We start from the raw sequence: 24741 nt of genomic DNA on the forward strand, positions 1-24741 counted from the left end.
ATTAGTTGCTTGGTGCAGGACAAATGTCACAGTCTGCAGAAGCTGTATTCGTCGCTTGAGTATTATCGATTTTCAAGAAACCAACCGCTGTCACAGTATCACGGAAAGATTGTGTTTCTGCATTGCTAAATGCCGTTGGGATATAGCTACCAGTATAAGACTGACATTGATCCGAAGCGAGTTCGATATTATCTACCACTTTCACGTCATCAGAAGTATCCTCAGGCGTACCTGAGTCATCCACAACAGAAACATTCACTAAAGTAAGTCCAGGCGTTGTGTTACATACCATTCCCGAGAAGCTCACTTCTGCAATGATACCGTTTTCAGTAAGTTTGAAGCCGCTTTCACATGATTTCGTTACACTAATCATTGGAGACAAGCTCAATGACTCACATGGATCACTTGCTGTATCAGTAATGGTCGCTTGACCACCCGGAGTCGCAGCTGCTGTGACTCTTACTGTATTAGTTAGACCGTTATTTGTACTTTCAAAACTGCCGCTGTATGAAGCACTGTCACCTGAAGCAATGGCACCTAAGCTATGTGTAGTACCTGCTTCTAAATCCTCTACAACAACATCGTATAGCGTACCAACACCATCATTAATCACGTCGCCGCTGTATGAGTAAACGTAACCATCTTCTGTATCATTCACGACCGCTTGATTACATGTTTTGGTGATATCAACACTACACAACTCAAAGTCACCAACCACGAAGTCTTTCAACTGAGCGGTAATACTGCTTGATGCTCTTGTTTCGGCTGCAAATGAGCTAAAACAGGTGTCTGTTTGTAGAAGTTCAGTAAGGTTTACACCACCTTCAAAGAAGGTTTCTGGAGGGAAGACATTTTCGACACCACTTTTTGGCGTATACGCCCATGGTGCAGGTGAGTCAGTTGTATTGGTTGAAGCACACACATCTTGCGCGCCCGGTGAACACAGTGCATTTGTCTTAACTTTCAAACGTAAGTTTGTCGCAGCACACTGACCATCTTGTGGATTATTGTTATCAGCTTTCGCACAAGTTGTGTCCCATTCAAGAACCAAAATTTCTGGCCCCTCATTTGCCCCTTGCAAATAATTCACCTGAATCAAAAGGTCGCCAGCAATATGTTGACCAGTGAATGTACCGTCTGGGTTTGTACTGACTGAGTCTTGATAAAACCAAAAACCTAAGAAGGCATCACCGCTGTTACCAAAGCGGTCTGCACCAAAGGTGAGTACTAGGTCATTATTAATGTTGTATGCCGCTGCATACGCATGAAGAATATCCCCTTTATCAAGTACCGTCCCAGTCTTCCAACCGAGTTCTGGTATGTCTTTGATGTCTTTATTACCACCAGTAAAGATTGTATCCGGTGTTGCCGTGTCATTCTCAAAGCTAAATACTAATGCTCCACCACTGTTTGGCGGCGTTGACCAGTCATCTGGAGCTCCCACTCCAGAGTCATCTATCGCATTAGCATTTGCTTCTAACTCAAATACGCCATCTGTTGGTGTTGCAAATGCAGAGCTACCTATTAGCAAACTTGTAAATATTGCATAAAGAAAGCTCTTCATCGTATGCCAGATACCTGACTTACAAGAATTCATAACCTACTCCTTAGAACGCTTCTAAAGCTAGACGAAGGTCCCTATGTCATTAATTGCCTTTTAAGAAAGAGTGAAAGCGAGATACAACTTTCGTTTCGGCTTGTATAACGCATAGAGCATGCCACTACTTAAGGTTATGATTTTATTAAACTAAATATTTTCAACAGCGAAGAGAATGAACAGAGTGTTCAATTTTAAAGAAAGAGAAAGAAAACAAAAGAGACAAAAAAACCTACGATAACAAAGATATATACGTGTTCTAGGATAATGTTACAGATTGACACTTTATTGTTTACACCTGTGACAGGTGCACAAAAACGACGGTATTGAAACTGTCCACTATGAATATGAAATAGACGCTTACTCACCTGTTCCAACTAATGTGAAGGTGATGTGTAACACCTGTTTGCATAGTGTTACATCCTTTACACATCTAATTGAATACTCATTTAACTAAAACATATTCAGTAGTTTAGCGAATAAGTTTTAGCTCAACCATTTATGAAAATATAAACAAACTGTTCACCCCTCTGTACAAAAATAAAAAATAACCAACAAATACAAAAGGTTAAATATGGAACACTCTATGCTAGTCAACCGACGCAGTTTAACTCTGTGAGAAAACTATCACGTATGTGGGCTCAAGGACGTAGCGAGCCCACTTACACAAGGAGGTTTTATGAAAACCATATTTAACTCTTGGTGGGGCAATAAGAGTTACCGTTGTTCCACTTTATGTAGCCAGAATATACTTACAGCGATCAATATCAGCAGCATGTTTAAGCTGTTTACTTGGGTCATAGCGGTTAGCTTAGTGCTGAGCTCTCAAATTGTTTACGCATCCGCTGGCGACCCTTCAAGCCGAGGCGTGCAACCAATATTTGTTGAAGGGAATAACACCTGTCAACAATTACTTCCAGGGATCGATGGTTTGATAGAATACAAGCTTGAGCCAGTTACAGACGGCACTTTCGGTGATGGCATGCTTGAAGTGGTTATTGATCAACAACCTGGGGCAAAAACCTTCAGTTGGGATCAAGGTGATAGCCCTGTGATTATGCAAGCTATCTTCGTAAAAGGTGGTCCTGACGGAAACCTATATAACTACTTCACAGATGGATTATTGTATCAAGATGATGCCTTGCTGCATTCACCTGTAGGGAAAAATGGTAGATACTATGGCTTAAGTCATATTTCATTCTGTTACACACCAGGCGTACCAGACATTAAAATCACTAAAACTTGTACATTTGGTGATGTTGTCAATGGTAACACTTTGAAATACAACTATAAACTCACTGTAGAAAACACCGGTGACTTTGCATTGTATGATGTTGTGGCAACAGACACTACAGCCGTTGACAACGATATGGCTGCTGGTGACCATGTGTTCAATTTAGCGATGCTCGCCGTTGGACAAACGCAAGAGTTTAATGGTTCGTTTATTATTGACCAAAACGGTATCACTAACTATGCAGAAGTAAGCGCAGCACTTGAAACTGGTGGTGGTGTTGCGGTTTCTGACAACGCAGATTGGGAATGCCCAAGCCAAAACATCCCTGGTTCATTGTCTCTAGAGAAAGACTGTAGTGTCGTCGTCGTGAATCGATTTGAGGATACTGGTATTAATGAATACGGTCTTCAAGTCAATTACAGTGGTAGTGTATGTAATACCTCCGATGTCACCATTGACGGCATTGTCGTAATCGACAACAAAGACTCGAATCCAATCCAGGTTGGTATGCTTGCGCCTGCTGAGTGTTACGACTTTACTGGTAACTACGAGCCAATCCCAGGAGATGGTGAAGGCCTTCCATTACCGGGTGAAGAAGTCAGAGCGTTTACAGATACTGTGGATGCGAGTGGTGAAACTATCTTCGGTAATGTTGTCGTAGAAGCGATAACAGCGTCTGCAGAATGTACGCTATGTCCAACTTGTCCAGAGCCTGTTAACTGCCCTGAATAAGGTCTACTTACAACTTAATAAAACAACGCCTGACGTTAACTCGTCAGGCGTTTTCTTTCGAACTATATCGTTCTATTTATTCTTACCTTTCCCATTGTTACCAGAGTTGCCAGAATCGCCACCAGCTGAGGACTCTAACTTCACTGAGACCTGAGCGGTCGAGCTGCTTTGACCATCACCTATGGTATAGGTAAAGCTGTCATTATTTTTGAATTTCTTCTCAGGTGTGTAACGCAGGGTGCCATCTGATAACAGCTCTAGTCGCCCCTTACTTGGTCTAGTAAAAGAAACCACGCTTGCAGAGTTTTGCTCTCCAACAACATCGTTTGCCATCACATCGATAATCACCGACTGTTTCGAAGACATAGTCACCTGATCATCAACAGCAACGAGCTCTGGTGATGGCGAGATTTCATTGGTTACAGAGTAATTCACGGATGCTGCGGTTTGCAGACTTGAGTCTTCTCCGTGCGTCACGATCATCTTCAAAGCATAGTCTTTATCACTAGCGTCAACCGAAGATACGACTGATATCATTACTTGTCCGGTTCCACCTGCTGCTAGCGTGATTGCATTGCTGCTTGCTTTCCAACCAGTTGGCACTGACGCGTTCACAGAAAAACTGCTCGCTGAACAATCTGCACTATCTTTGTTAGTAATAGTGGCCTGATATTGAACCTCATCGCCGGCTGCAACCGAGTGGCTTGTTGCAGCTTTCGCAGTCACTGATGGAGCATTAACAGTACAAGTCCCGATATTACCGTTGTCAGAGTCGTCAAAGACAACGCTTACTTCGGCGATGCCGTTCGCTGCACTCACCAAACTCAATGTTACACCTGAGTCTGGGTCAGTATAGCTACCACCGACCGGCATAGATGGGTCAAACCAGTCATTTCGGCCAAAAACCGCACGATATTCAGAATCAGTTTTAAAGTGAAGCAGATTACTGCTGCGCCCATCGCCTTCTACAGCGCTTCGAATGATGATGCCATCCGTAACGTCCCCACGATAGAACGAGTAAGAACGAGCATCTAAAAAGTCGTCAAACCCAATAGACTGGCGGTATTCAATGTAAAACCATTTTTTTGCACCTGTAGAAGGATCAGTACCACGAGGTACTTTTATCGTAACTGGCTGAGCACTAGTCGTCTCGTAATTCGCGATGGAGTATGTACCATTTTGAGTAACTTCCAGTGTCTTTGAAGCGTGCTCTCCCTCTAGCCATCCTAGTCGCTCGCGCTGGAAAGTATTCAAATAGCCGATGTCTGGACCACCCATTACATCATAGGTATCACCGTATTCACGCAACGTACAGTTGTCTGAAAGCGTATGCTCGCCACAATCAAGAGCACGAGAGTGATGCAAACCAAAGTTATGTCCAAGCTCATGAGCGATATTCATCGGAGAAAAATCACCATTGATGTGCGCGCGTGAAGGCATGCCATCAATAGTTGCGGATCCAGCGACACCACATGCCGTTTTTGTCATCAAGTAAACAATACGATCGTACTCTTCAAGCTTCACTCCCGCTGCGATGGCTTCTTGATCCGCTGCATCTTGAACAGCGGTAAAGTCACAAACCTGATTAGACAACGGTAGATTAAACCAACCCACGACTTTCCCAGACAGCCACATTTGATCAAAAGAGCTTTCACGGTAGAAGTCATTGACTGTACCAAAGATTAGATTATTTGCTTCTGACAAAGTTAATGGCTGCTCATTTGGGTTTTCTTTGAAGTTCAGCAGGATAACCAATGTATTTTGCTGTCCCGTCGTACTTCCTGCTGCACTGGCGTAATGGATGCTCTGTAAACAAGCGAATATTACTAATAAAAATGACAACCCTTTATTTAGGATTGTTCTATTTATTTTAATATTTTTTATCACTGCTTCACCTAATTTTAATTTAATAACGAGTTCACCTTCCCGCCAATATAAGCAGAAATGGTAGGGTAAAATAATATAAATTTTAGGAAATAAAATGCCCTAGCCTATAAAGCCAAATATGTTCCTATATACATCAACATGGTTATAAAAGGATAACCACCAAAAATATAAGAGCCGGAATCATAGCAAAGCAACCGGTCAAAATTCAACCAGAGTGATAAGTAATTTAGGTTAAGTTTGTGTAATAATAAATTTATCCATTTTTGTCAGTTACTTAAAATAATCTTATGATTGTTTTATATGAACAGCCTTTGTATTCAACAATGACTTTAATAAATCACTTGCACTACAGCCAATTTAAATCATTAAAAATCAAACAATTATAAATTTAACTAAAACAATCTCAATTTCATCGCATAAAGTTATAACCTTTAAATTCATTAACTTAATAGCGAGTCATTCTAATAATATACCTCAACAACTCATGAGTAATATTATCCATCTTTAATTGTTAAATTTATGTTAAATTAAATTGGTGAAAGTTTTTTGCTCACCTAGTTTTATACTCGATTAAAAGACAGACTGAGCGATACAGTGCAATATCAACTAGAGACATATAGAGAAACAAGCAGGATATATGCACAACTTTATTTTCAATATTGAACTAAAATCACATTGATAATATAACGCTATAGATAGCAATTCAGGAAAACCTGTTAAAGAGTGATTAACTGATAATTGAGGTTGGTATTTGTACAAAAATTAATTATTCAATAATAAATGTGTATTAGAATAGTTTGACAATACCAGATAGTAAAAAACCGGCACAAGGCCGGTTTTTAGAAATAGTGGAGGCGCCTCCCGGAGTCGAACCGAGGTCCACGGATTTGCAATCCGCTGCATAGCCACTCTGCCAAGGCGCCTTTCTGATTTTGTATCTCTGTCACCAAAGATTTTGATGGTGCCCCGGGCCGGACTTGAACCGGCACAGCGCGAACGCCGAGGGATTTTAAATCCCTTGTGTCTACCAATTCCACCACCAGGGCAACGCAATCATGCGATGGGTTAGACACCATCTGTCTCAGCGGCCTTTGCCGTGAGAACGAGGCGTACTTTAACGGATTAATTTATCTGGTCAACAAAAAATTAGTCTTTTTTATTCAAATGGTTAAAAAGCCAACTCAAACGAACAAAGGGCGATCATTTTGCTCACAAGAACATCAGCATGCTTTGCTCTCGTTTACTTTGCTTCCTCACTTCATGTCAATGAGGAATCGACAAGTCGCACAAATTGGCAGTATGGGTATAAACTTAACTCGTACTGCAGGGGACAAATAAGCGCTCATCATGTTTCGAAAGTCATCATTTCAATTACCGCTACATACTGATTCCGAACTCGACTTCGTAGTGCCCTACTTCTTCCTTAGTGAATTTGATTATGCACGCTCTCTGGAGCTGGGAATCATCGAAGACTTGGATCCTGAATATACACACCAGTATCGCGTCACACTAAGGCGCATACGCTCACTATGCGTACTACTTCGCGAACTGATACCTCCTTTTGAACTGAGTATTTTGAAACCTCATTTAAAAATAATGATGAAGAAAACAAATAAGCTGCGTGATTTGGACGTATTTATCTTGGGCAAAAAACAATACATTGAAATGCTCCCAAACCACAAATCGTCTCTTGAGCAGCTTTTTGGCTTTATCGAAGCCGAACGTGCTTACGAACAGGCAAAAGTTACGCGTTGGCTAGCTACAGAAGAATACACAACGCACTGCACTTTGGTCAGGAATAGTCTGCTGCGAAGTACGCAACACGAACGAGTGGATAGCAACGTACCTGCGTTACTCTTCGCAAGCCAAAAAATCTCCGATCAATTTAAAAAAGTTGATAAAGCACGACGCAAGATCTCGGACAAAAGTCGTGACAGTGTGATTCATTCGATGCGGATAAAGTGCAAAGCGCTGCGTTATTTGTTAGAAGGATTTTCCACGCTCTATCCTTCCCAACAGCACAAAAACAACGTGAAACAACTAAAACTATTGCAAGACAAGCTCGGTGACTTTAACGACACTTCAAGTCAAATTGAATTTTTCGCACAACTCAAAGAGACAGCAAATCTCAATAAACAAGATCGTAAGGCTTTGAAAAAGCTAATTAACGTACTTAGCGAACATCATGAACTCTCTCGCCAAACCATCTTGACGCATTTAAGCCAGTTTGAGTCTTTCATTCGCGATACCAATACACAGAATCTCTACCGACCCTAAATCAAGGTTCACGTATTTTTAATATTCATTAATTACAGTCAACCGTTAGGCTCCACTAAGAAAGTTAACGTGAAACCATTAAAACGATACCAATACGAGCGCTATGCGGTGCTTTGTAATCTCGCCTACCCTCGCGTCTTCAGGCAAACTCAATACGGGTTCGATCCTAATGGGCAACGAGTCATTAGAAATGAACACGGTAAGATTATGATTCGCGTGCTCTGGAGTAAAAAACAGAGTGAAGTGGTCGTAGTGATTAAAGGCTCACACAGTATCAGTGATTGGTTGTTGAACTTCGCGATGTGGACGAGAAGCTGTCGAAGGTTGGGACTAAACTATCGCATTCACGCGGGTTTCTATCATCTGTTATTCCAAGAAAGTTTACCGAGCCGGAATGAAGATCGGTTAGGGTTGACCGTGATCGAACGCCTCGAAGGTATCGTTGTACCGCTCATTCTTAGGGGAAAAAGAATCACTATTACTGGCCACTCTTCAGGTGGCGCGATTGGCAGTGTTTTTGCTGACTATATTGAGAAAAAATACCCAAAAAGCATTAAACGCGTGGTCACTTTCGGACAGCCCGCTGTCGGGGATTGGACGTTTAAGAAACGCTACCGTTTGGGGCACAAAACATACAGGATTTGTTGCGACATCGACATCGTGACCTTTATGCCGCCCGTACCTTTTTTGTATTGGCATGTAGGCAAAATGCTATGGTTATATAACGGGAGAATATACGAGAACACCCCAACGCTCATACGGCTTGGGCGCTCCTTATTTAGTTGGTTAATGCGACCGTTCTCTTATCACTTTATGAGTAAATACATTCGCGACAAAGACTTTTTTGATGAACGCTGAGTTAAACATCCGAAAGGTCTGACGTACAGACACGAAAAAGCCGGACTTCGCCGGCTTTACGATTAAGTGGTGATCTACAGAGAGGCAATTTCTTTTTCAAGTTGATATTTGTTATCTGTGACAATTCGCTCTAACACTTCAACACGTCGCTTCAAGTCACCAATTTGCTTGTTAAGGTTATCTTGTTCTTCTCGGCTCATCGTATTACGTTCAGATATCTCCAATGCTCTTACTTCTTTACGATGGTTCAAGATTAACTTTATTATCCCGCCCCCAAATATGGCACCGAACACAATAGCCACAACCAATACATCAGCAATAGATTCCATTCTTTATCTTCCTCTAGATTATGCTCAAATATAAGTTACTCATTTGTCGAATGAATATCAAATAACACATTGATTCATTGAAAAGTTTTATTAAGAATTGCCTACTCTGTATCAAAATCACAGGAATGGATTATTCAACGCCAACCCAAACCGAGACAGATCCGCCGTTTACTGGGAACTCAGCCCAACCATTCGCATCAGTCCAAACTCCTTCAGTTCGGATACCCAACTTGTCTACGTAGCGAGCACTTGGTTTACCCGTATACATCCACTTCGAGCCGCCAGGTCCATCACTCATGATCACGGCCATTGAATGTGGATGCTTTGCATCACCTTCTCGAGTCCAACCAATTACATCCCAGTGGTCGAGATAAGAATGTTGTTTGCCATACGCATAATCTTTACGCAGTGTTACTAGCTCTTCAATGTAAGGCACTTTGACCATATTGATGTCATGCCCTTTATCACTGTACTGCGCGCCGTAGTAATCTGCATAAAACACGGATGGATAACCTTCTTCACGCAATAAGATAAACGCGTAAGCGAGCGGCTTGAACCACCAATCAACGGTTGATTCCAACGCCTGCAAAGGCTGAGTGTCATGGTTTTCTACTAAGGTAACCGCTTTGACTGGATTGTCCTTCATCAGCGTACCATCCATGATTTGACGCATATCGTAGCTACCACCCGATTTAGACGCATTATAAAAGTTCATATGTAACGGTGCATCAAACAAAGACATGCTGCCAGAGGTTTTGGTGATAAAGTTATGCAGCTGATTCACATCGTAGTTCCAGTAATCTCCGACCGTGAATAGTTCTTTCCCTGTTTTCCAACGTAGGTGATCAATCCATTCTTGCAGGTATTGATATTTGATGTGCTTCACCGCGTCCATTCTAAACCCATCAACACCAGTCATGTTGATATACCACTCACCCCAGTCTTTAAGTTCTTTCTTAACTTCAGGGTGATCCATGTCTAGATCAGCGTACATAAGGTAATCGTAGTTGCCTTTTTCCGAGCTCACTTCCCAATCCCATGCCTTACCCTCACCTTTGAATTTGAAGATAGCTTTTTCTTCGCCAGCATCGTCCCAGTCCACGCCATCAAAGTGGTACCACGTCCAATGAAAGTTTGAGTACTTATCGTTGCGCCCAGGGAAATCAAACTCTACCCACGCTTCAATCCATTTATCACCAAGTTCAATATTTCGGTTGTTCCAATCTACTCGCTTGGTATCAACCCAAGACTTTCCATCCGCACCACCGCGATGGTTGAACACCACATCGCCATAAATCTGGATATTGTTTTTATGGGCAGCATTGATGGCGCTTAGGTACTGATCTTTGGTGCCATACTTGGTGCGCACCGAACCTTTTTGATCAAACTCTCCCAAATCGTACATATCATAAACGCCATAACCGACGTCGTTGCTACCACCAGCACCTTTATAGGCGGGTGGTAACCATAACGCAGTAAAGCCGTTATCAGATAGTGCCGACGCGTTGTTTTCAACTTGTGTCCAGAGTGCACCGTCATTTGGCACATACCAATGGAAATACTGCATCATGGTGCCATTTTGTGCCGCCATTACAGGCGAACTGAGCAGCAAAGTTAAGGGTAAAAGTGTAGGTTTAAGGTTGAATGTTTTCATTATTTTTCTCTCACGTTATGGACTAGAATCCTCCTTTCTGCATATACGCACCAAGCGATACTAACTATGACGCTAGCTAGGTTGCTGCCTGTAATACAAAAAGTTCGGATTACAATCGAAGAGAAACTATCACCAATCACACTATACAATTATTGAGTTGTCTAACATTTACAAAATCAATGATTAGCGCGTTAAAAATATTGAATGGTGATCAAAACATGGGAGACTTTAGGAAAGCGCGAAGGGTTACGAAAAGGCGGACTACAAACGAAAAAAGCCAGTCATTTAAGACTAGCTTTCGAAATAGTGGAGGCGCCTCCCGGAGTCGAACCGAGGTCCACGGATTTGCAATCCGCTGCATAGCCACTCTGCCAAGGCGCCTTTCTGATTTTGTATCTCTGTCACCAAAGATTTTGATGGTGCCCCGGGCCGGACTTGAACCGGCACAGCGCGAACGCCGAGGGATTTTAAATCCCTTGTGTCTACCAATTCCACCACCAGGGCAACGCAATCATGCGATGGGTTAGACACCATCTGTCTCAGCGACCTTTGCCGTGAGAACGAGGCGTACTTTAACGGATTAATTTATCTGGTCAACAATAAATTTTATCTTTTTGATTTAAGTGCTTAAAAAGCGATCTGACTAGTACATTTGGCATTCAATTAGACCAATAAGCACCCGTTCCCTTTCATTGTCTATTAAGTCATACGCATACTAGTGCCCGTAACTGCTTCGAGGTAAACACGCGACTATCACGTTATGAACGCTGATCTTTTCACCGCTGTAACATCTGTAACAATTTGATTCCCTACTCTTGGCACGACTGCGTACAGAACATCATATTTTGTTACCGATAACTTTATATCGAATGTGGTCGTACCTTTATAAAATCATTGACTTTTTTTATTTTCAAACAAAGCTCAATTCATTATCGAAAATATCAATAAATAATGGTACGTTACACGAGTTGCAGTAATTTAATGGACATATATCACATATAAGGATGTGGTTTACTTTGGCGACACAACATAAGAAAAACAAGGTATATCACTAATGTCTATCAAGAATCTTTCTATAGCGAAAAAGATATCGCTATCGTTTTTACTCATTGCCATCGTCAACATTGCATTTGGCGTGTTTTTATCTACAGAGCTCAAAAGCATCAAATCTGAGCTTTTAAACTATACCGATGATACGCTTCCTGCAATGGAAAGGGTCGATTCGATTCGAGACCACTTGTCTCGCTGGCGCCGAGCTCAATTTGCTGCGTACACTTATGAAGACGCAGACCAAGTCAAAACTAAAATTTCTAACAATATTAGAGAACGCGAAAAGATCACTAGAGAGCTCAACGCTTACGGTGAAACTATCTGGCCTGGCGAAGAGCAGCAAACTTACCAGCGTCTTATGCGTCAGTGGAAAAAGTACTTGGTTACTATGGACCAGTACAATGAAGCGATGCTAGCTAACGACAAAAGCAAGGCCCACCCTATTTTGGCGAACTCTTTGTCTGCTTTCGAAGCGGTTGACTCAGAGTTAGGCGAACTAATCCGTCTCCTTAAAGAAGCTATGGATAGCAACAAAACTCATATCCTGTCCTCTGTAAATGGATTGAGTAATTCTTCAATTGCAAGTAACGTGATTATTCTACTGATCATGGTAGGCATGACATACGTGCTGACTCGCCTAATTTGTGGCCCACTTAAACTTGTTGTTGAGCAAGCAAATGCCATCGCGACAGGTGATCTATCAAGTGACATTGACCGTAAAGCAATCGGCAATGACGAGCTTGGTGAACTGGCAGACGCGACCACTAAGATGCAAGACGACTTACGCCAAGTTATCGATAACGTGATTGCTGCAGTTACTCAGTTAAGCAGCGCTGTCGAAGAAATGAATCAAATCTCCGATATTTCTGCGTCTGGTATGAAAGATCAACAGCTGCAAATTACGCACATCGCAACAGCAATGACAGAAATGAAAGCGGCCGTAGCCGATGTTGCTCGTAACACTGAAGACTCAGCGAACCAAGCTAACGAAGCAAACCGCCGCACACAACACGGTGTTCGTGAAACCCAAGGTATGGTTGACGCGATTCAAGAAGTTTCAAACGTAATTGGCGCTGCAGGCGATACCGTAGCAGAGCTTGAACAGCAATCGAATAAAATTAACGTGATCGTGGATGTTATCCGCGACATTGCCGATCAAACCAACCTACTTGCACTTAATGCAGCCATTGAAGCGGCGCGTGCTGGTGAGTCTGGTCGTGGCTTTGCCGTCGTTGCAGACGAAGTTCGAACTCTTGCCGGCCGTACGCAAGATTCAACGAGTGAAATCACTTCGATCATTGAGCAGCTACAATCACTTGCAAAAGACGCAAAATCAGCCACTGAACTTTCTAGAACCAGTATTTCAGAATGTGCAGAACAAGGTATTCAATCAAAACAGCTGATGAGCGACATTGAGCATTCGATTTCGGACATCTCAGACATGGGTACCCAAATCGCCACGGCTTGTAACCAGCAAGACTCTGTTGCGGAAGAGCTTAACCGCAGCATTGAAAACATACATTTGGCATCTCAAGAGGTCTCGCAAGGTTCGGAGCAAACCGCACAGGCGTGCCGCGAACTAAGCCAGCTATCCATTTCTCTTAAAGATGTAATGAGCCGCTTCAAACTGAGTTAAACTCAGTGGATACCTTAGTAGATACCAAATCAATCCCGATTTGCTTAAATAGAATGTCATCACTGAGGTATATTTAGGTATATATTCAATCACTATCTTAACAAAACGCTCCAAAGCACCACTTGGAGCGTTTTACTTCGTCAGGTACTTTCCCCAAGTACTCAATAACATAACCGATACAAAAAACGCGTACGGAGACTTTATGCGCTTAAATAAAACCTTACTATCACTGACTATCGCTGCTGCAATCGCGGTTCCTGTAATGCAAGCTACTGCTGCTCCTCTTCAAATTAGCAATACAGCAGCAAAAGCAGAGCAAGTTCAAGGTGCTAACGCTTGGCTAGAAATAAACTTAGGTCAGTTCCGCGATAATATTGAGCAGTTTAAATCGCACATGGATGGCAAAACGAAAATTTGTGCCGTGATGAAAGCCGACGCATACGGCAATGGTATCGCAGGCCTGATGCCGACTATTATCGAGCAACAAATTCCTTGCGTTGCCGTTGCAAGTAACGCCGAAGCACAAACTGTTCGCGACAGTGGCTTTAAAGGCCAACTTATGCGTGTACGCTCAGCGGATATTGGCGAGATTGAAGCCGCAATCGACCTAAATGTCGAAGAGTTGATAGGCACAGCAGAGCAAGCTAAAGCACTGTCTAAACTAGCCGAGAAAGCTGGTAAAGAAATCAAAGCTCACCTTGCTCTGAACGACGGTGGTATGGGACGTAATGGTGTTGATATGACGACAGAAGCGGGCAAGAAAGAAGCGCTAGAAATCGCTCAACAAGCTGGCGTTAATATTGTTGGTATCATGACTCATTTCCCTAACTACAATGCAGACGACGTGCGCCAAAAGTTAGCTTCATTCAAAGACAGTTCTGCATTGCTGATTAAAGAAGCGAATCTAAAACGCGACAACATTTTACTGCACGTAGCAAACTCTTACACCGCGCTTAATGTTCCTGAAGCGCAGCTTGATATGGTTCGCCCTGGTGGCGTTTTATACGGAGACCTACCGACTAACCCTGAGTACCCTTCTATCGTGTCTTTCAAAACACGCGTGGCATCCGTTCACCACCTGCCAAAAAATAGCACAGTCGGTTACGACAGCAGCTACACAACAAGCAAAGAAAGCTTAATGGCGAACATTCCTGTTGGTTACTCTGATGGTTATCCACGAAAAATGGGGAATACGGCAGAAGTTCTGATCAATGGCCAACGTGCAAAAGTTGCGGGCGTTGCTTCAATGAACACCACAATGGTAGATGTTACAGGTATCAAAGATGTTGAGCCTGGTTCTGAAGTTGTTTTGTTTGGCTCCCAACAAGGCAAAACGATTTCAGCTGCTGAGATGGAAAAACACGCAGAAGTCATCTTCCCTGAACTATACACGGTTTGGGGAAGCGCGAACCCTCGTGTCTACGTAAAATAAACCTATTCAGTTATTCGTAACAGAGCGAAAAAGCGAGCCTCGTGCTCGCTTTCTTTCTTATTTACTAATCTGTACTAGCTCGTGATGTTATCAATTAAACAGAGCTTACTATTTCTGTTGTTTTAATCTCCTTTAGCACTACCAAGTGCGACTCTCTACACTCTGTTTCTTAAAGCCGCTTGGATGGCTCATTTTTATATAGCACTTAGTGTTTGAAAGCCTCTCTAATTGATGTTAAACATGAAGTTTACAAAAGAATAACAAACACACTCGTATGGCACTGCCCCTTTGCCTGCTAGCTAGGTATCTCTATGACAGAAAATACTCAACATCTTCAACGCTCCTCCGCTGAGTTGCACGAATTTAATCGGCTTGACGTCTGGAACGGATTCACCCAACTTTTACCCCTCTCTATGTTCGTGGTCATATTTGGCCTCGCTTTCGGTGTTGCTGCCGTACAGACTGGACTAGATGTATTTCCCACTATGTTGATGAGCACACTGGTCTTCGCCGGTGCTTCACAATTTGCCACGTTAGAAATGTGGGGAGCAGAAGTCCCTCTCATTCCAGTTCTTATTACTGTATTTGCTATTAATGCTCGTCACCTCTTGATGGGAGCCACACTTTATCCATGGTTACGACAACTCCCACCAACAAAACGTTACGGTGTAATGCTGGTTGCATCAGACGCTAACTGGGCAATGGCACTCAATGCATTTGGTAGAAAAGAACCAGGCTTTGGCTTGCTTGTTGGTGGCGGCTTAGCGATGTGGTCTTTTTGGATTGTGGGCACCTGGATCGGCATTTATTTTGGTAGCGCAATCAAAGATCCGGTGGGCCTCGGGCTCGATATGGTTATGGGATGCTTCCTGCTATCTATGGTGGTGGCCGGGCCGAAAGACTTAAGAATCTTTGCGATTTGGGCCATAGCAGCAGCCTCTTCTATGTTGGCGTATTGGTATTTGCCAGAGAATAGCCACGTAGTGGTTGGCGCCATTACTGGCGGAGTATTGGGTGCTTGTTGGAAGGAGAAGAAAGCATGAACATCGAAACAACCTTAGGTGGCACACTGCTTATCATCATCGCTATGGCGTTAGTCACGCTCATAACCCGCTGGGGCGGAGTGTATGTTATGTCATTCATTCCAATTAGCGAACGGGTTCAACGTTTCATTACTGCGATGTCAGGTTCCGTACTGGTTGCGCTTTTAGCTCCGCTAGCAGTAGAGGGTGATAATGGTGCTAGAGCAGCACTGTTTTCTACTGCCGTTGTCATGTTCATCGTGAAAAAGCCTCTACCCGCAATTGCAGCAGGCATCATCGCCGCCGCTGCAGTACGTGCTCTTTAGTCGCTGTTTCAACGCCGATACCAGTCGTCAATAAAAAAGACCCAAAACACAAAGCCCTGATGTCACAAGTATCATCAGGGCTTATCTTATGCTCATCATTTGAATGATGAACAACGATTATTAATCATGGAGAGACAGCACATTACGCACAGCAGTTACAATTGCGCTTATATTTGTCCATTTTACCAATACCAGGGTTAAAGGTATTGGTTGGGTCTAATTCGTGGTAAAACTTCTGCAACGAGTTTTCGGCTTCATACAAGTGACCCACGTTATGTTCTGCTGGGTATTTGGCACCACGGCTATTGAGGTGCTCTAGCATCAGCTTTTTCATCAACTTCGTGTCAGTCCCTTTTTTGAAAATGTAATCTTGATGGAAGACGTAACACATAAAGTGACCATAATAGAGCGCTTGAACAAGGTTCTTACTTACCTCTTCAGGCAAAGTTTCTAGCCACTCTTCATCATTACGTCGCAAAGCGATATCAAGTGCAACGATGTCTTCTACGTCTTTTCGGTGAATCGTCTCGTAACGAATTGCTGCACCTGCTGCTGCAAAGCGATGTAAATAAGCTTTTTTACCCTCTTCCGGCGTACACTCGAAGAAATCACAGTCGTCTTCAACAGCCCAAACTTCTTTGAGGTATTTTTGTGCTTCAGCAATACCACCATCACTCATTTTCAATACCAGGTGATGCTCATACTTGTCACGGAAATCCAGCATTCGCTCTGGTAAGTGTTGTGGGAACAACTTGCTCGCGTAGTACAAAATGGTGTCTGGCAGATATTTGCTGACAAACGGGATGCGCTCTAAGAAGTTTTCTACCTTAGCTTTAAGTGCGAACATTTTTGGCAGCTTATCTGTGCCTAACAAGTCGATGGATAAGAACACATCCTTGCCGTACTTCTCTGCCATGTTGAAGATATCTCGATGCAAGTATTCTCCCATCTCAGGCAAGTTATCAAACGTAGATAAGAAGTCTTTTCGCAACTTCGTTAGTTTCGCAGGGTCATTGGTGCCAAGGTAAAAAACCTGCTCTTTTTCGGGTACTGGGTAGCTGTCAACCCGAACGGCAAAAACACCCAACTTGCCAGCGCAGCCACTGGCTTCAAATAATCGGCGTTCATCGGCATTAAAGCGAGAAGGAATGTCAGAAGTCACGTCTCGAACACGTTCATCGTATTCTTTGTCTGATGCCATTCGCTCATCATGAATGATCTTCGCTGGGTCAAAGTTCCCTTCTTGCAGGTTTGTTAGAATTTCTTCTGGCGTTTCACCTAATCCTTCAATACCAAGGTGGTTCACCAAATGTAACTGGCCTTGCTTATCGACCTGCGCGTAGATCGCCAGTTCCGTATAAGCAGGACCACGCTTAACTAGCGCACCGCCTGAGTTATTAGCGATACCACCGACCACAGTGGCACCTAGCGATGAAGAGCCGATGATAGAATGCGGTGCTCGGTTCACTGCCTTCAGCTCTTTCTCCAAAGAGTGTAAGCTCGCACCAGGCAAGCAAACCGCCTGCTTACCACCATCTAATAAGTGAATCTTCTTGATTTTGGTAATATTGATCACAACCACATCGCGATCATAATCATTACCACTCGGAGCTGAGCCCTCTGTTAAACCTGTTTTAGCCGCCTGCATGATAATGATGCAGTTTGCTTCAACACACTGTTTAATAATCTTCCATTGTTCTAGAAGAGTGTTAGGAAACACGATAGCAAGCGCATTACCACTACCCGAACGAAACCCCGAGCGGTAATATTTCGTTTTAACCTCGTCGGTTAGAACATTTTCTTCCCCCACGATGGTTTTAAATTCTTCAATCAGCTGCTTTTGTTTCATATCCGTATCTCTAGTTATTGTACTTCGCTCACAACACCGCTTAGCGGCAGGCATGGCGTTTGAGCCACTATAAGCAGTCCATTTCTCTGCGTCTATGTCAGGCGGACGAACAATACGTAATCAATAAACAACAAACAAAATAATTCTTTATTTTTCTGTTACTTATCTTTCACATTTGAGAAATTTAACGTAAGAAACAGACCGTTTCTTAAAAGAAACAATAGCAAAACCATTTGTTAACAGTTGTGCGGGGTATCTTGTTATCAATATTAGTGAAGAAAACGAGGAGAAGCGTAAGCTCCTAAATTTAAGAGGACTCTTAGAAATGAAGATGGAAACATAAGCTCAACACCAACATAACGATCGGTGTTGAGTTATTGGCTTAAAATCGATGGTTTTGACTTTGAAAGCTTGTGTATAGATGATCGATAAAGATCTTAATTTTTTCTGGTTGCTGACGAGTGTAGGGATACACCGCATAAATACCCAAACATTTGGCTGTTTCGTCTTTAAATAACTGAATCAGACTGCCTTGTTTTAAGTCTTCATAAACCAAGACACGCGGCACATAGATGATTCCCTGCCCTAACAGCGCCACATTTCTCAATACAGAAGAATTGTTGGTACAGAGGTTACCGTCGACGGTGATTTGATATACCTCGTCTCCATCTTTAAACGCCCACTCATGCGCTCCGGTTTCTTGGTAGGAATAGACTAAACAATTGTGTTTAGCCAAGGCTTGAGGTTGTTTAGGTATGCCATGTTTAGCTAGGTATTGGGGTGACGCGCAAATGATCCAATTCGCATCCACCAGCTTTCTTGCAATCAGACTAGAATCTGGCAACACACCCGTTCTAATTGCCAAATCAAAACGTTCATTCACGATATCGACGAAACGATTATCTAGATCCATATCGATATTGATGTCTGGGTATTTCTGATTAAATTCATTAATCACTTGAGGAAGAATTAATTCACCAGAGATAGTAGGCACCGAAATTTTAATGTTTCCAGATAAGTTTTTACCTAAACCCACAATGGATTCTTCCGCCGTTGCCACCGCTTGATAAACCGCTTTTGCATGAGTAAAAAACGCTCGTCCTGCTTCAGTCAACGTTAGCGTTCGCGTTGTTCGGTAGAGAAGCTGTACACCAAGCTCTTGTTCAAGCTTGGCAATGCGTTTACTGACGACCGATTTAGTCAGTGACATATGTCTCGCGGCTGCACTGAATGAACCTTGCTCGATCAAGTGATAAAAAATGATGTAATCGTCGGTATTTCTCATGCGTCTTCGTCAAATCCTTTGGAAGCCCGTATTGTAAACTGAAATTGGCTGAGGTGCGAAACATCAGGTCACACTTAATATCAGAAACTCGTGACAGAGATGGGGTTGCTAAGCTCACAGGTAATGAAAAAGAGATGGTGTGAATTTATCAGTCTTCAGATACAAAAAAACCAGCTTTCGCTGGTTTTAAGTTGATGCACTTGGCATCGAGATACCGCCATGGCCATATCTGAATAATTTGGAGCGACACACGAGGTTCGAACTCGTGACCTCAACCTTGGCAAGGTTGCGCTCTACCAACTGAGCTAGTGTCGCATTTATTCTCGAAAGCCATTCGCTCTCAAAAGAATAATGGAGGCGCCTCCCGGAGTCGAACCGAGGTCCACGGATTTGCAATCCGCTGCATAGCCACTCTGCCAAGGCGCCTTTTTATTACACTTCAGGGCTCTACCCCGTTGCGTTGGTGGCTACTTTACGGATTGAGGGAAGATAGTCAAACAAAAACATTTCATTTTCTGTTCGTTTGATTTCTTTTAAGTCAATTCGACCAAAGTTCGATCTTATTGGCTTAAAACGAAGCAATATAAATCTCGCTTTCAGTTCGTTTTGTCCCATGAAACATTAAGGCGTTTAATAGTTGCTGACCCTTTTTAGCAATCTTCCCACAACATTAGGGTGATAAGACCAAGTGTGATCAAACATCGACATTAATGCAGGATTTCCGTATTTCGATAAGCTAATCGCGTGAAAACGGTTTTTCTTCGCTTTGAGCGCATCCACTTTGGCCAGTAACTCGTCTTGTTGTTTTGGCGCGATAAAGTCGGAAATGACTACCATGTCTGCGTTTTTATATTTATCACCGCTCATCAAGTCGATAGATTTAATCAAAGTTGGCTCTAAGTCTGTACCACCATGGAAGCTATAAGTTAGAAAGTCCGCCGCCTCGCGCAGACCATCTTGTTTGGTTAGTTCGTAGGTAATGTGTTCCGTAGAAAAAATAATGACATAGCAATCACGTTGCTCCGCTAGTGCGATTTGCATCAGAGCATAAGCCATGGCTTTGGCGCATTGCTCAGGAAAGCCACTCATGGAACCGGACGCGTCCACACAAACAATGAAGGGGCCTTTTTCGATATCTACCGCTTTATGGTCAGGTCGGTGAGCTTTAACTTTACGTAACGTGCGCGATTTGCCTTGTGTACGATAGTTCATGAGCCGTTTATCAACTAAGTGTTTATAGAACACAACTTCAAGTTCAGGATACGCCAAAAACATCGTTTCGTTGGGAAGCAGCTTATTTAGATCATCGCTTTCGTGAATACCGACAATATCATCCGTCGCCTCATCACTTTTCTCTTCGACCAATTGAAGTTCTTCAGTGGGCGCACGATTTAGTTCAGGATCATTTACTTGCCCCGCCATACGACCGAGTTGCTCCGCAATTTCTTGCAAGCCTTGGTGCTTCTTCAGAAACTCAGCATGGCGTTTCATCACCGTTAAGTCTGTTTTACTCAACTTGGCAGATGCCATATCCCACAGGCGCCCTACACTTTCAGCGTCACCCGACTCCGTGACTTTATCCATATTACGCATGGTTTCCATACGTTGATACAGGTCATTCAGCACCTTTTCTTTATTGGCTTCAAGCTCGCTTACTTGCGCTTGTTTTATAGCATCGGTGAGGCTTTGGTACCATTGATCACAAAAGTAATGAGGGAACATAGGGTTATTCATCCCTTTGTTCTTTTCCATCATTCGGCGAGCTTGCATGTAAAACGCAGAGTGCCATTCCAGCTTTTTAATCACATCTTCGATGTTTTCAAAAAACGCCTCTTCATCCCAGTGAATGACCTCTTGATATAAAGACAGCTCTTGTTGGAAACGCTCTGTCTCACATACCTTGGTGATCCGTTTTTTAACGCTGCCTCGCCACTTTAACAAGTGACCTTTGACCGAAGATTTAACGCCTCGGTTTTCTGCCATCATCATGACTTGTGAACGCGCCATCAAATCATTAACTGCGCTATCGATGATGCCAGAGTCGGCCACCATCAGCGCGAGGTTAAGTCCGTCTGCACCTAGCATGTCGTCTCCTTATGAGAAAAACTGATTTAAGTTTTTAAAGCGTTGGATAACTTTTTCACTTTCTGCTTGGATTGATTCAAGTCTCTGACTAACCTGTTGTAGACTCGACTCCATTAGGCGGGGTAGTTCAGGATCAACAAAGCTATGCGGAAGCGCATCATGAAAGTTCGCTTTCACCTTGCGCATATGGTGTTCTGCCTCACTAAGCTGATTTACGGCTTTTTCGCTCTGCGTTAACCACTTTTGGTAAAGCTCTACATCCAAGCCCTCTTGAGTCACTAGGCTAACCAAAATGCCTCGATTCGCGATATCACGGATAGCTAGGTTATTCGCCGCGTCAACGTCAAATCGTAAACGGCACATGTTGGTGTTTTGATTGACGTAACCATACACATCACCGCTTCCCTCTTTAATGACTCGATCTAACTCATCTTTGGGTACATAAACCCAGCGGCTATCACCTTTTTCTGATTCTGAAACCGACATGTTGCTTTGCAAGACAACCAATTTAACTAAGTTAACGGCTGCGCCAACTTTGTACATCTTGGCTTTAGAGGTATCAAAGCGCATGGTTTCTTTACGCAAAATACCCGTTGCCGCTTCAGACGTTAACGTCATGCGGTAGGCATCTTCAAGTTCATGTTGAACATCAACCAAAGACTCTCGGCAGTACTCAATTTCCTGCTCCGCGTCTTGTTGATCAAATGCATGTTTTAAGGCGAACTCTTGAACCACTTCACGTACCACATCTCGCGATTCAGGACTGTTCCATAAACAATCTTGCAGCAGTAGAAGGTCAAGCGGATTGATTTCATCGCGACCATTAAAAAACGCGCTCGCTTTTAACAACTTCACGGCTTTCTTCCAGCGGCGGTCAGAGACATACATGTCGGTCTTGGCCACATCACCAAACTGAGCTTCAACTTTGGCTTCTAACATCGTTTTAAGCTGGAAAAGCTTTTCGAATGCATTGTCGGTTAACGTCAATTTGTCGAGCTGTTGTTGCCATTGATGATATTCTTCATCAGTTATCGCTAGGCCTTCTGGTACTTGTGCCTCTTGCGATGTGCCCACAGTCAACATCGACTTAAAGTTTTGTTTATTCTGAATTCGATTCACAAACACACGCACCAACATGCGGTCGTAGAGCGCATCCAATCCACTATCTTCATCGGGTAATTCATTGGAAGCCGATACCAACAAGCGCATTGGCACACGCTCGATATCGCTGCCATTTTTGAATGTTTTCTCATTAACCACTGTCAGCAATGTATTAAGAATTGCAGGGCCCGCCTTCCAGATTTCATCCAAAAATACGACTTGTGCAGTTGGCAAATACCCTTTAGTTAAGCGAACATAACGGCCGTTGTCTTTTAGCTCTTGGATACTCAGTGGCCCAAACACCTCTTCAGGGGTTGAGAAGCGCGTCATCAGGTATTCGAAGTAACTGCTGTTATCGAACGCTTGGATGAGTCGTTTGGCAATTAAGCTTTTTGCAATACCAGGGGGACCTAAAAGAAAAACACTTTCACCAGCAAGTGCAGCAAGAAGGCAGAGCTTGATCGTATGTTCACGCTCATAAACGCCATCCGTTAACGCTTTCGCCAATTTATTGATGCGTTCTGAGAGAAGCGCTTTTTCGGCATTTGAGGCAAATAAGGTTTGTGTCATACGTTCTCCGGCTGCTGAAGTGGTATTGCGTTAACATTTTTATACACTTGTTATAACTTTGTTACAAATGTATTTTGTCGAATTCCCCTTATAGCAGATGCTTTTCCCCTTCTTGACGAAGCAATCAAAGTTTCCATTTATGAGACATTGCTCACTTAAAGTGCAAACGCTTTCGTCGTGTTGCAGTATTTTTTGCTTTTGTTTCCCACCATTTGTGGTTAATGTCGAAAAACGTCAAAAATGCGGTAACAGCTAGGGTTCATAACTGCATGAGCAAGATAATTCATAAATGGAAGCAAATTTCTCTGATTGAAGAAGACGTTATGCTTCCTACAGGACAGGCAATTACGCACACCACAATCCATCATCCGGGCGCTGCAGTGATTCTCCCTATTACAGCGGAGGGTGAGATTGTCCTTGTCCACCAATTTCGGCCTTCACTTAATAAATGGCTATTGGAACTTCCTGCTGGTACCAGGGAAGGCAACGAAGAGCCACTCTGCTGCGCCAAAAGAGAGCTAGAGGAAGAAACGGGGTTTAGTGCAGAGAAATTCACGTCTCTCGGCCAAGTCACCCCTCTTGCCGGATTTTGTGATGAGATACAGTATCTATTTGTTGCCGAAAAGCTCAATAAAACAAACCGTTACGAGTGCGATGAAGACGAAGTGATTGAGGTCGTCACCTTGTCAATCAATCAACTCGAAGAAAAGATTGTCGATGGCACGATCACCGATGCCAAAACGATCGCTTGCTTAAGCAAAGCGCGCCTTTGCGGATATATTTAGGACTTTGACCAAGGAGACATTCGTGGATTTTCGATCAGATACCGTTACACAGCCCACCCAAGCCATGCGAGAAGCCATGTTTAAGGCCCCCGTTGGGGATGATGTTTATGGTGATGACCCTACGGTCAATGAGCTTGAAAAATTTGCTGCGCAGCTTGCTGGTTTCGAAGCAGCTTTGTTTACCACTTCAGGCACTCAAGCCAATCTGCTCGGTTTAATGGCGCATTGCGAGCGGGGAGATGAATATCTATGTGGGCAACAAGCACATAACTACAAATACGAAGCTGGTGGCGCGGCGGTTTTGGGATCAATTCAACCTCAACCAGTCGAAAATAACCCAGATGGCACGCTACCATTTGATAAACTGGCTGCTGCGATTAAACCAGATGATTGTCACTTTGCTCGCACTAAGCTTCTCAGCTTAGAAAACACAATTAATGGTAAAGTTCTACCTATGTCTTACTTAGCAGAAGCACGTGACTTCGTGAATAAACATAACTTGCAGATGCATCTAGATGGCGCTCGCGTTTTTAATGCAGCCGTTGCACTTGATGTTCCGGTAAAAGAGATCGGTCAGTACTTTGATTCAATGACGATCTGTCTGTCGAAAGGTCTGGCTGCCCCTGTTGGCTCGCTACTGCTTGGTAGCAAAGACTACATCGCAAAAGCACGTCGCTTAAGAAAGATGGTCGGCGGTGGTATGCGTCAAGCGGGTATTCTTGCCGCAGCAGGCAAACTTGCCCTTACCGAACAAGTGGAACAGCTAAAACAAGATCACATCAACGCAAAAACCTTAGCGGAAGGTTTAGCAGAACTGCCTGGTTTTTCAGTCAACCCTGAATTTGTTCAAACGAACATCGTGTTCGCGAAGCTTGCTCCTCAAGTGGACATAGTAAGTATCGCTGCGAAACTAAAGGAACAAAACATCACGATAACCCCTGGAAATCCAATTCGTTTTGTAACTCATAAAGATATTTCAGCGAAAGACATCGACACTTTCTTATCAAGTATAAAATCTCTACTTTAATTTGA

The 24741-nt window shown here is 43.2% G+C and carries 17 protein-coding genes and 6 tRNA genes; 9 read left to right on the plus strand and 14 right to left on the minus strand.

The features are described from left to right. Position 1: 1 nt before the first annotated feature. Positions 2-1597: a DUF11 domain-containing protein gene (locus tag NL626_RS05950; RefSeq protein WP_167416012.1), complete on the minus strand. Its 1596-nt coding sequence runs from the start codon at positions 1595-1597 to the stop codon at positions 2-4. Between the two features lie 679 nt (positions 1598-2276). Here NL626_RS05950 and NL626_RS05955 point away from each other — a divergent pair. Then, entirely contained in the window at positions 2277-3563 is a 1287-nt protein-coding gene (locus NL626_RS05955; RefSeq protein WP_151515534.1) for a hypothetical protein, read from the plus strand. Between the two features lie 72 nt (positions 3564-3635). On the opposite strand, the gene NL626_RS05960 is transcribed toward NL626_RS05955, so the two are convergent. The 3 genes from NL626_RS05960 to NL626_RS05970 all read right to left on the minus strand — a co-directional run bounded on the left by NL626_RS05960 (position 3636) and on the right by NL626_RS05970 (position 6496). Then, a complete protein-coding gene (locus NL626_RS05960) occupies positions 3636-5318 on the minus strand; it encodes an Ig-like domain-containing protein (RefSeq protein WP_213972901.1) in 1683 nt (560 codons plus the stop codon). 981 nt (positions 5319-6299) lie between these two features. Then, positions 6300-6373: transfer RNA gene (locus NL626_RS05965), tRNA-Cys, on the minus strand. A gap of 36 nt (positions 6374-6409) precedes the next feature. Further along, positions 6410-6496 (minus strand) — tRNA-Leu (locus tag NL626_RS05970). A gap of 301 nt (positions 6497-6797) precedes the next feature. On the opposite strand from NL626_RS05970, the gene NL626_RS05975 reads away from it, so the two are divergent. Both NL626_RS05975 and NL626_RS05980 read left to right on the plus strand, forming a co-directional pair. Then, positions 6798-7727, plus strand: a complete 930-nt coding sequence (locus NL626_RS05975) for a CHAD domain-containing protein (protein ID WP_167416011.1) — start codon at positions 6798-6800, stop codon at positions 7725-7727. 69 nt (positions 7728-7796) lie between these two features. Beyond that, a complete protein-coding gene (locus NL626_RS05980) occupies positions 7797-8585 on the plus strand; it encodes a lipase (protein WP_005375991.1) in 789 nt (262 codons plus the stop codon). A gap of 74 nt (positions 8586-8659) precedes the next feature. Here the strand turns inward: NL626_RS05980 and NL626_RS05985 are convergent, their stop codons facing one another. The 4 genes from NL626_RS05985 to NL626_RS06000 all read right to left on the minus strand — a co-directional run bounded on the left by NL626_RS05985 (position 8660) and on the right by NL626_RS06000 (position 11072). After that, the gene (locus NL626_RS05985; protein ID WP_005375990.1) at positions 8660-8914 is read right to left on the minus strand and encodes a hypothetical protein; all 255 of its coding nucleotides are present in this window, start codon (positions 8912-8914) and stop codon (positions 8660-8662) included. 130 nt (positions 8915-9044) lie between these two features. Beyond that, positions 9045-10568, minus strand: coding sequence for an alpha-amylase (gene amyS, locus NL626_RS05990; protein ID WP_253657107.1), 1524 nt, complete (start codon positions 10566-10568; stop codon positions 9045-9047). A 307-nt stretch (positions 10569-10875) separates the two neighbouring features. Continuing rightward, a tRNA-Cys gene (locus NL626_RS05995) sits at positions 10876-10949 on the minus strand. A 36-nt stretch (positions 10950-10985) separates the two neighbouring features. Beyond that, positions 10986-11072, minus strand: a tRNA-Leu gene (locus NL626_RS06000). Positions 11073-11622: 550 nt separating this feature from the next. Here NL626_RS06000 and NL626_RS06005 point away from each other — a divergent pair. From NL626_RS06005 to NL626_RS06020, 4 genes are all read left to right on the plus strand, one after another. Continuing rightward, a complete protein-coding gene (locus tag NL626_RS06005) occupies positions 11623-13254 on the plus strand; it encodes a methyl-accepting chemotaxis protein (RefSeq protein ID WP_005375988.1) in 1632 nt (543 codons plus the stop codon). 202 nt (positions 13255-13456) lie between these two features. After that, positions 13457-14686: an alanine racemase gene (gene alr, locus NL626_RS06010; RefSeq protein WP_253657108.1), complete on the plus strand. Its 1230-nt coding sequence runs from the start codon at positions 13457-13459 to the stop codon at positions 14684-14686. Positions 14687-14997: 311 nt separating this feature from the next. Further along, on the plus strand, positions 14998-15729 hold the full coding sequence (locus NL626_RS06015) for an AzlC family ABC transporter permease (RefSeq protein ID WP_054865294.1): 732 nt from the start codon (positions 14998-15000) through the stop codon (positions 15727-15729). Then, positions 15726-16034, plus strand: coding sequence for an AzlD family protein (locus NL626_RS06020; protein WP_017820198.1), 309 nt, complete (start codon positions 15726-15728; stop codon positions 16032-16034). The genes NL626_RS06015 and NL626_RS06020 overlap by 4 nt, the downstream gene beginning before the upstream one ends. Positions 16035-16176: 142 nt before the next feature. Here NL626_RS06020 and dld read toward each other — a convergent pair whose 3' ends face one another. The 6 genes from dld to NL626_RS06050 form a co-directional block, all read right to left on the minus strand. After that, positions 16177-17883, minus strand: coding sequence for a D-lactate dehydrogenase (gene dld / locus NL626_RS06025; protein ID WP_042520979.1), 1707 nt, complete (start codon positions 17881-17883; stop codon positions 16177-16179). 382 nt (positions 17884-18265) lie between these two features. Further along, the gene (locus tag NL626_RS06030) at positions 18266-19168 is read right to left on the minus strand and encodes a LysR family transcriptional regulator (protein ID WP_017633645.1); all 903 of its coding nucleotides are present in this window, start codon (positions 19166-19168) and stop codon (positions 18266-18268) included. A 239-nt stretch (positions 19169-19407) separates the two neighbouring features. Beyond that, positions 19408-19483: transfer RNA gene (locus NL626_RS06035), tRNA-Gly, on the minus strand. A gap of 37 nt (positions 19484-19520) precedes the next feature. Further along, positions 19521-19594 (minus strand) — tRNA-Cys (locus NL626_RS06040). Positions 19595-19798: 204 nt separating this feature from the next. Next, positions 19799-21253, minus strand: a complete 1455-nt coding sequence (gene viaA, locus NL626_RS06045; RefSeq protein ID WP_033907023.1) for an ATPase RavA stimulator ViaA — start codon at positions 21251-21253, stop codon at positions 19799-19801. A 9-nt stretch (positions 21254-21262) separates the two neighbouring features. After that, positions 21263-22924 (minus strand): ATPase RavA domain-containing protein, encoded by a 1662-nt coding sequence (locus NL626_RS06050; protein WP_253657109.1) that lies wholly within the window; start codon positions 22922-22924, stop codon positions 21263-21265. 269 nt (positions 22925-23193) lie between these two features. On the opposite strand from NL626_RS06050, the gene NL626_RS06055 reads away from it, so the two are divergent. Together NL626_RS06055 and ltaE are read left to right on the plus strand one after the other, a co-directional pair. Beyond that, entirely contained in the window at positions 23194-23709 is a 516-nt protein-coding gene (locus tag NL626_RS06055) for an NUDIX hydrolase (protein ID WP_213961080.1), read from the plus strand. Between the two features lie 22 nt (positions 23710-23731). Then, entirely contained in the window at positions 23732-24736 is a 1005-nt protein-coding gene (gene ltaE / locus NL626_RS06060; RefSeq protein WP_054574301.1) for a low-specificity L-threonine aldolase, read from the plus strand. Positions 24737-24741: the final 5 nt, after the last annotated feature.

The organism is Vibrio sp. Y58_MX_L22 (assembly GCF_024181865.1).
Classification (GTDB): domain Bacteria; phylum Pseudomonadota; class Gammaproteobacteria; order Enterobacterales; family Vibrionaceae; genus Vibrio; species Vibrio alginolyticus.

What these genes read in the sequence shown, in the direction of transcription:
- NL626_RS05950 (WP_167416012.1), bottom strand. Translation starts at nt 1,597, where the DNA reads ATGAATTCTTGTAAGTCAGGTATCTGGCATACGATGAAGAGCTTTCTT.
- NL626_RS05955 (WP_151515534.1), top strand. Translation starts at nt 2,277, where the DNA reads ATGAAAACCATATTTAACTCTTGGTGGGGCAATAAGAGTTACCGTTGT.
- NL626_RS05975 (WP_167416011.1), top strand. Translation starts at nt 6,798, where the DNA reads ATGTTTCGAAAGTCATCATTTCAATTACCGCTACATACTGATTCCGAA.
- NL626_RS05985 (WP_005375990.1), bottom strand. Translation starts at nt 8,914, where the DNA reads ATGGAATCTATTGCTGATGTATTGGTTGTGGCTATTGTGTTCGGTGCC.
- amyS (WP_253657107.1), bottom strand. Translation starts at nt 10,568, where the DNA reads ATGAAAACATTCAACCTTAAACCTACACTTTTACCCTTAACTTTGCTG.
- NL626_RS06005 (WP_005375988.1), top strand. Translation starts at nt 11,623, where the DNA reads ATGTCTATCAAGAATCTTTCTATAGCGAAAAAGATATCGCTATCGTTT.
- alr (WP_253657108.1), top strand. Translation starts at nt 13,457, where the DNA reads ATGCGCTTAAATAAAACCTTACTATCACTGACTATCGCTGCTGCAATC.
- NL626_RS06015 (WP_054865294.1), top strand. Translation starts at nt 14,998, where the DNA reads ATGACAGAAAATACTCAACATCTTCAACGCTCCTCCGCTGAGTTGCAC.
- NL626_RS06020 (WP_017820198.1), top strand. Translation starts at nt 15,726, where the DNA reads ATGAACATCGAAACAACCTTAGGTGGCACACTGCTTATCATCATCGCT.
- dld (WP_042520979.1), bottom strand. Translation starts at nt 17,883, where the DNA reads ATGAAACAAAAGCAGCTGATTGAAGAATTTAAAACCATCGTGGGGGAA.
- NL626_RS06030 (WP_017633645.1), bottom strand. Translation starts at nt 19,168, where the DNA reads ATGAGAAATACCGACGATTACATCATTTTTTATCACTTGATCGAGCAA.
- viaA (WP_033907023.1), bottom strand. Translation starts at nt 21,253, where the DNA reads ATGCTAGGTGCAGACGGACTTAACCTCGCGCTGATGGTGGCCGACTCT.
- NL626_RS06050 (WP_253657109.1), bottom strand. Translation starts at nt 22,924, where the DNA reads ATGACACAAACCTTATTTGCCTCAAATGCCGAAAAAGCGCTTCTCTCA.
- NL626_RS06055 (WP_213961080.1), top strand. Translation starts at nt 23,194, where the DNA reads ATGAGCAAGATAATTCATAAATGGAAGCAAATTTCTCTGATTGAAGAA.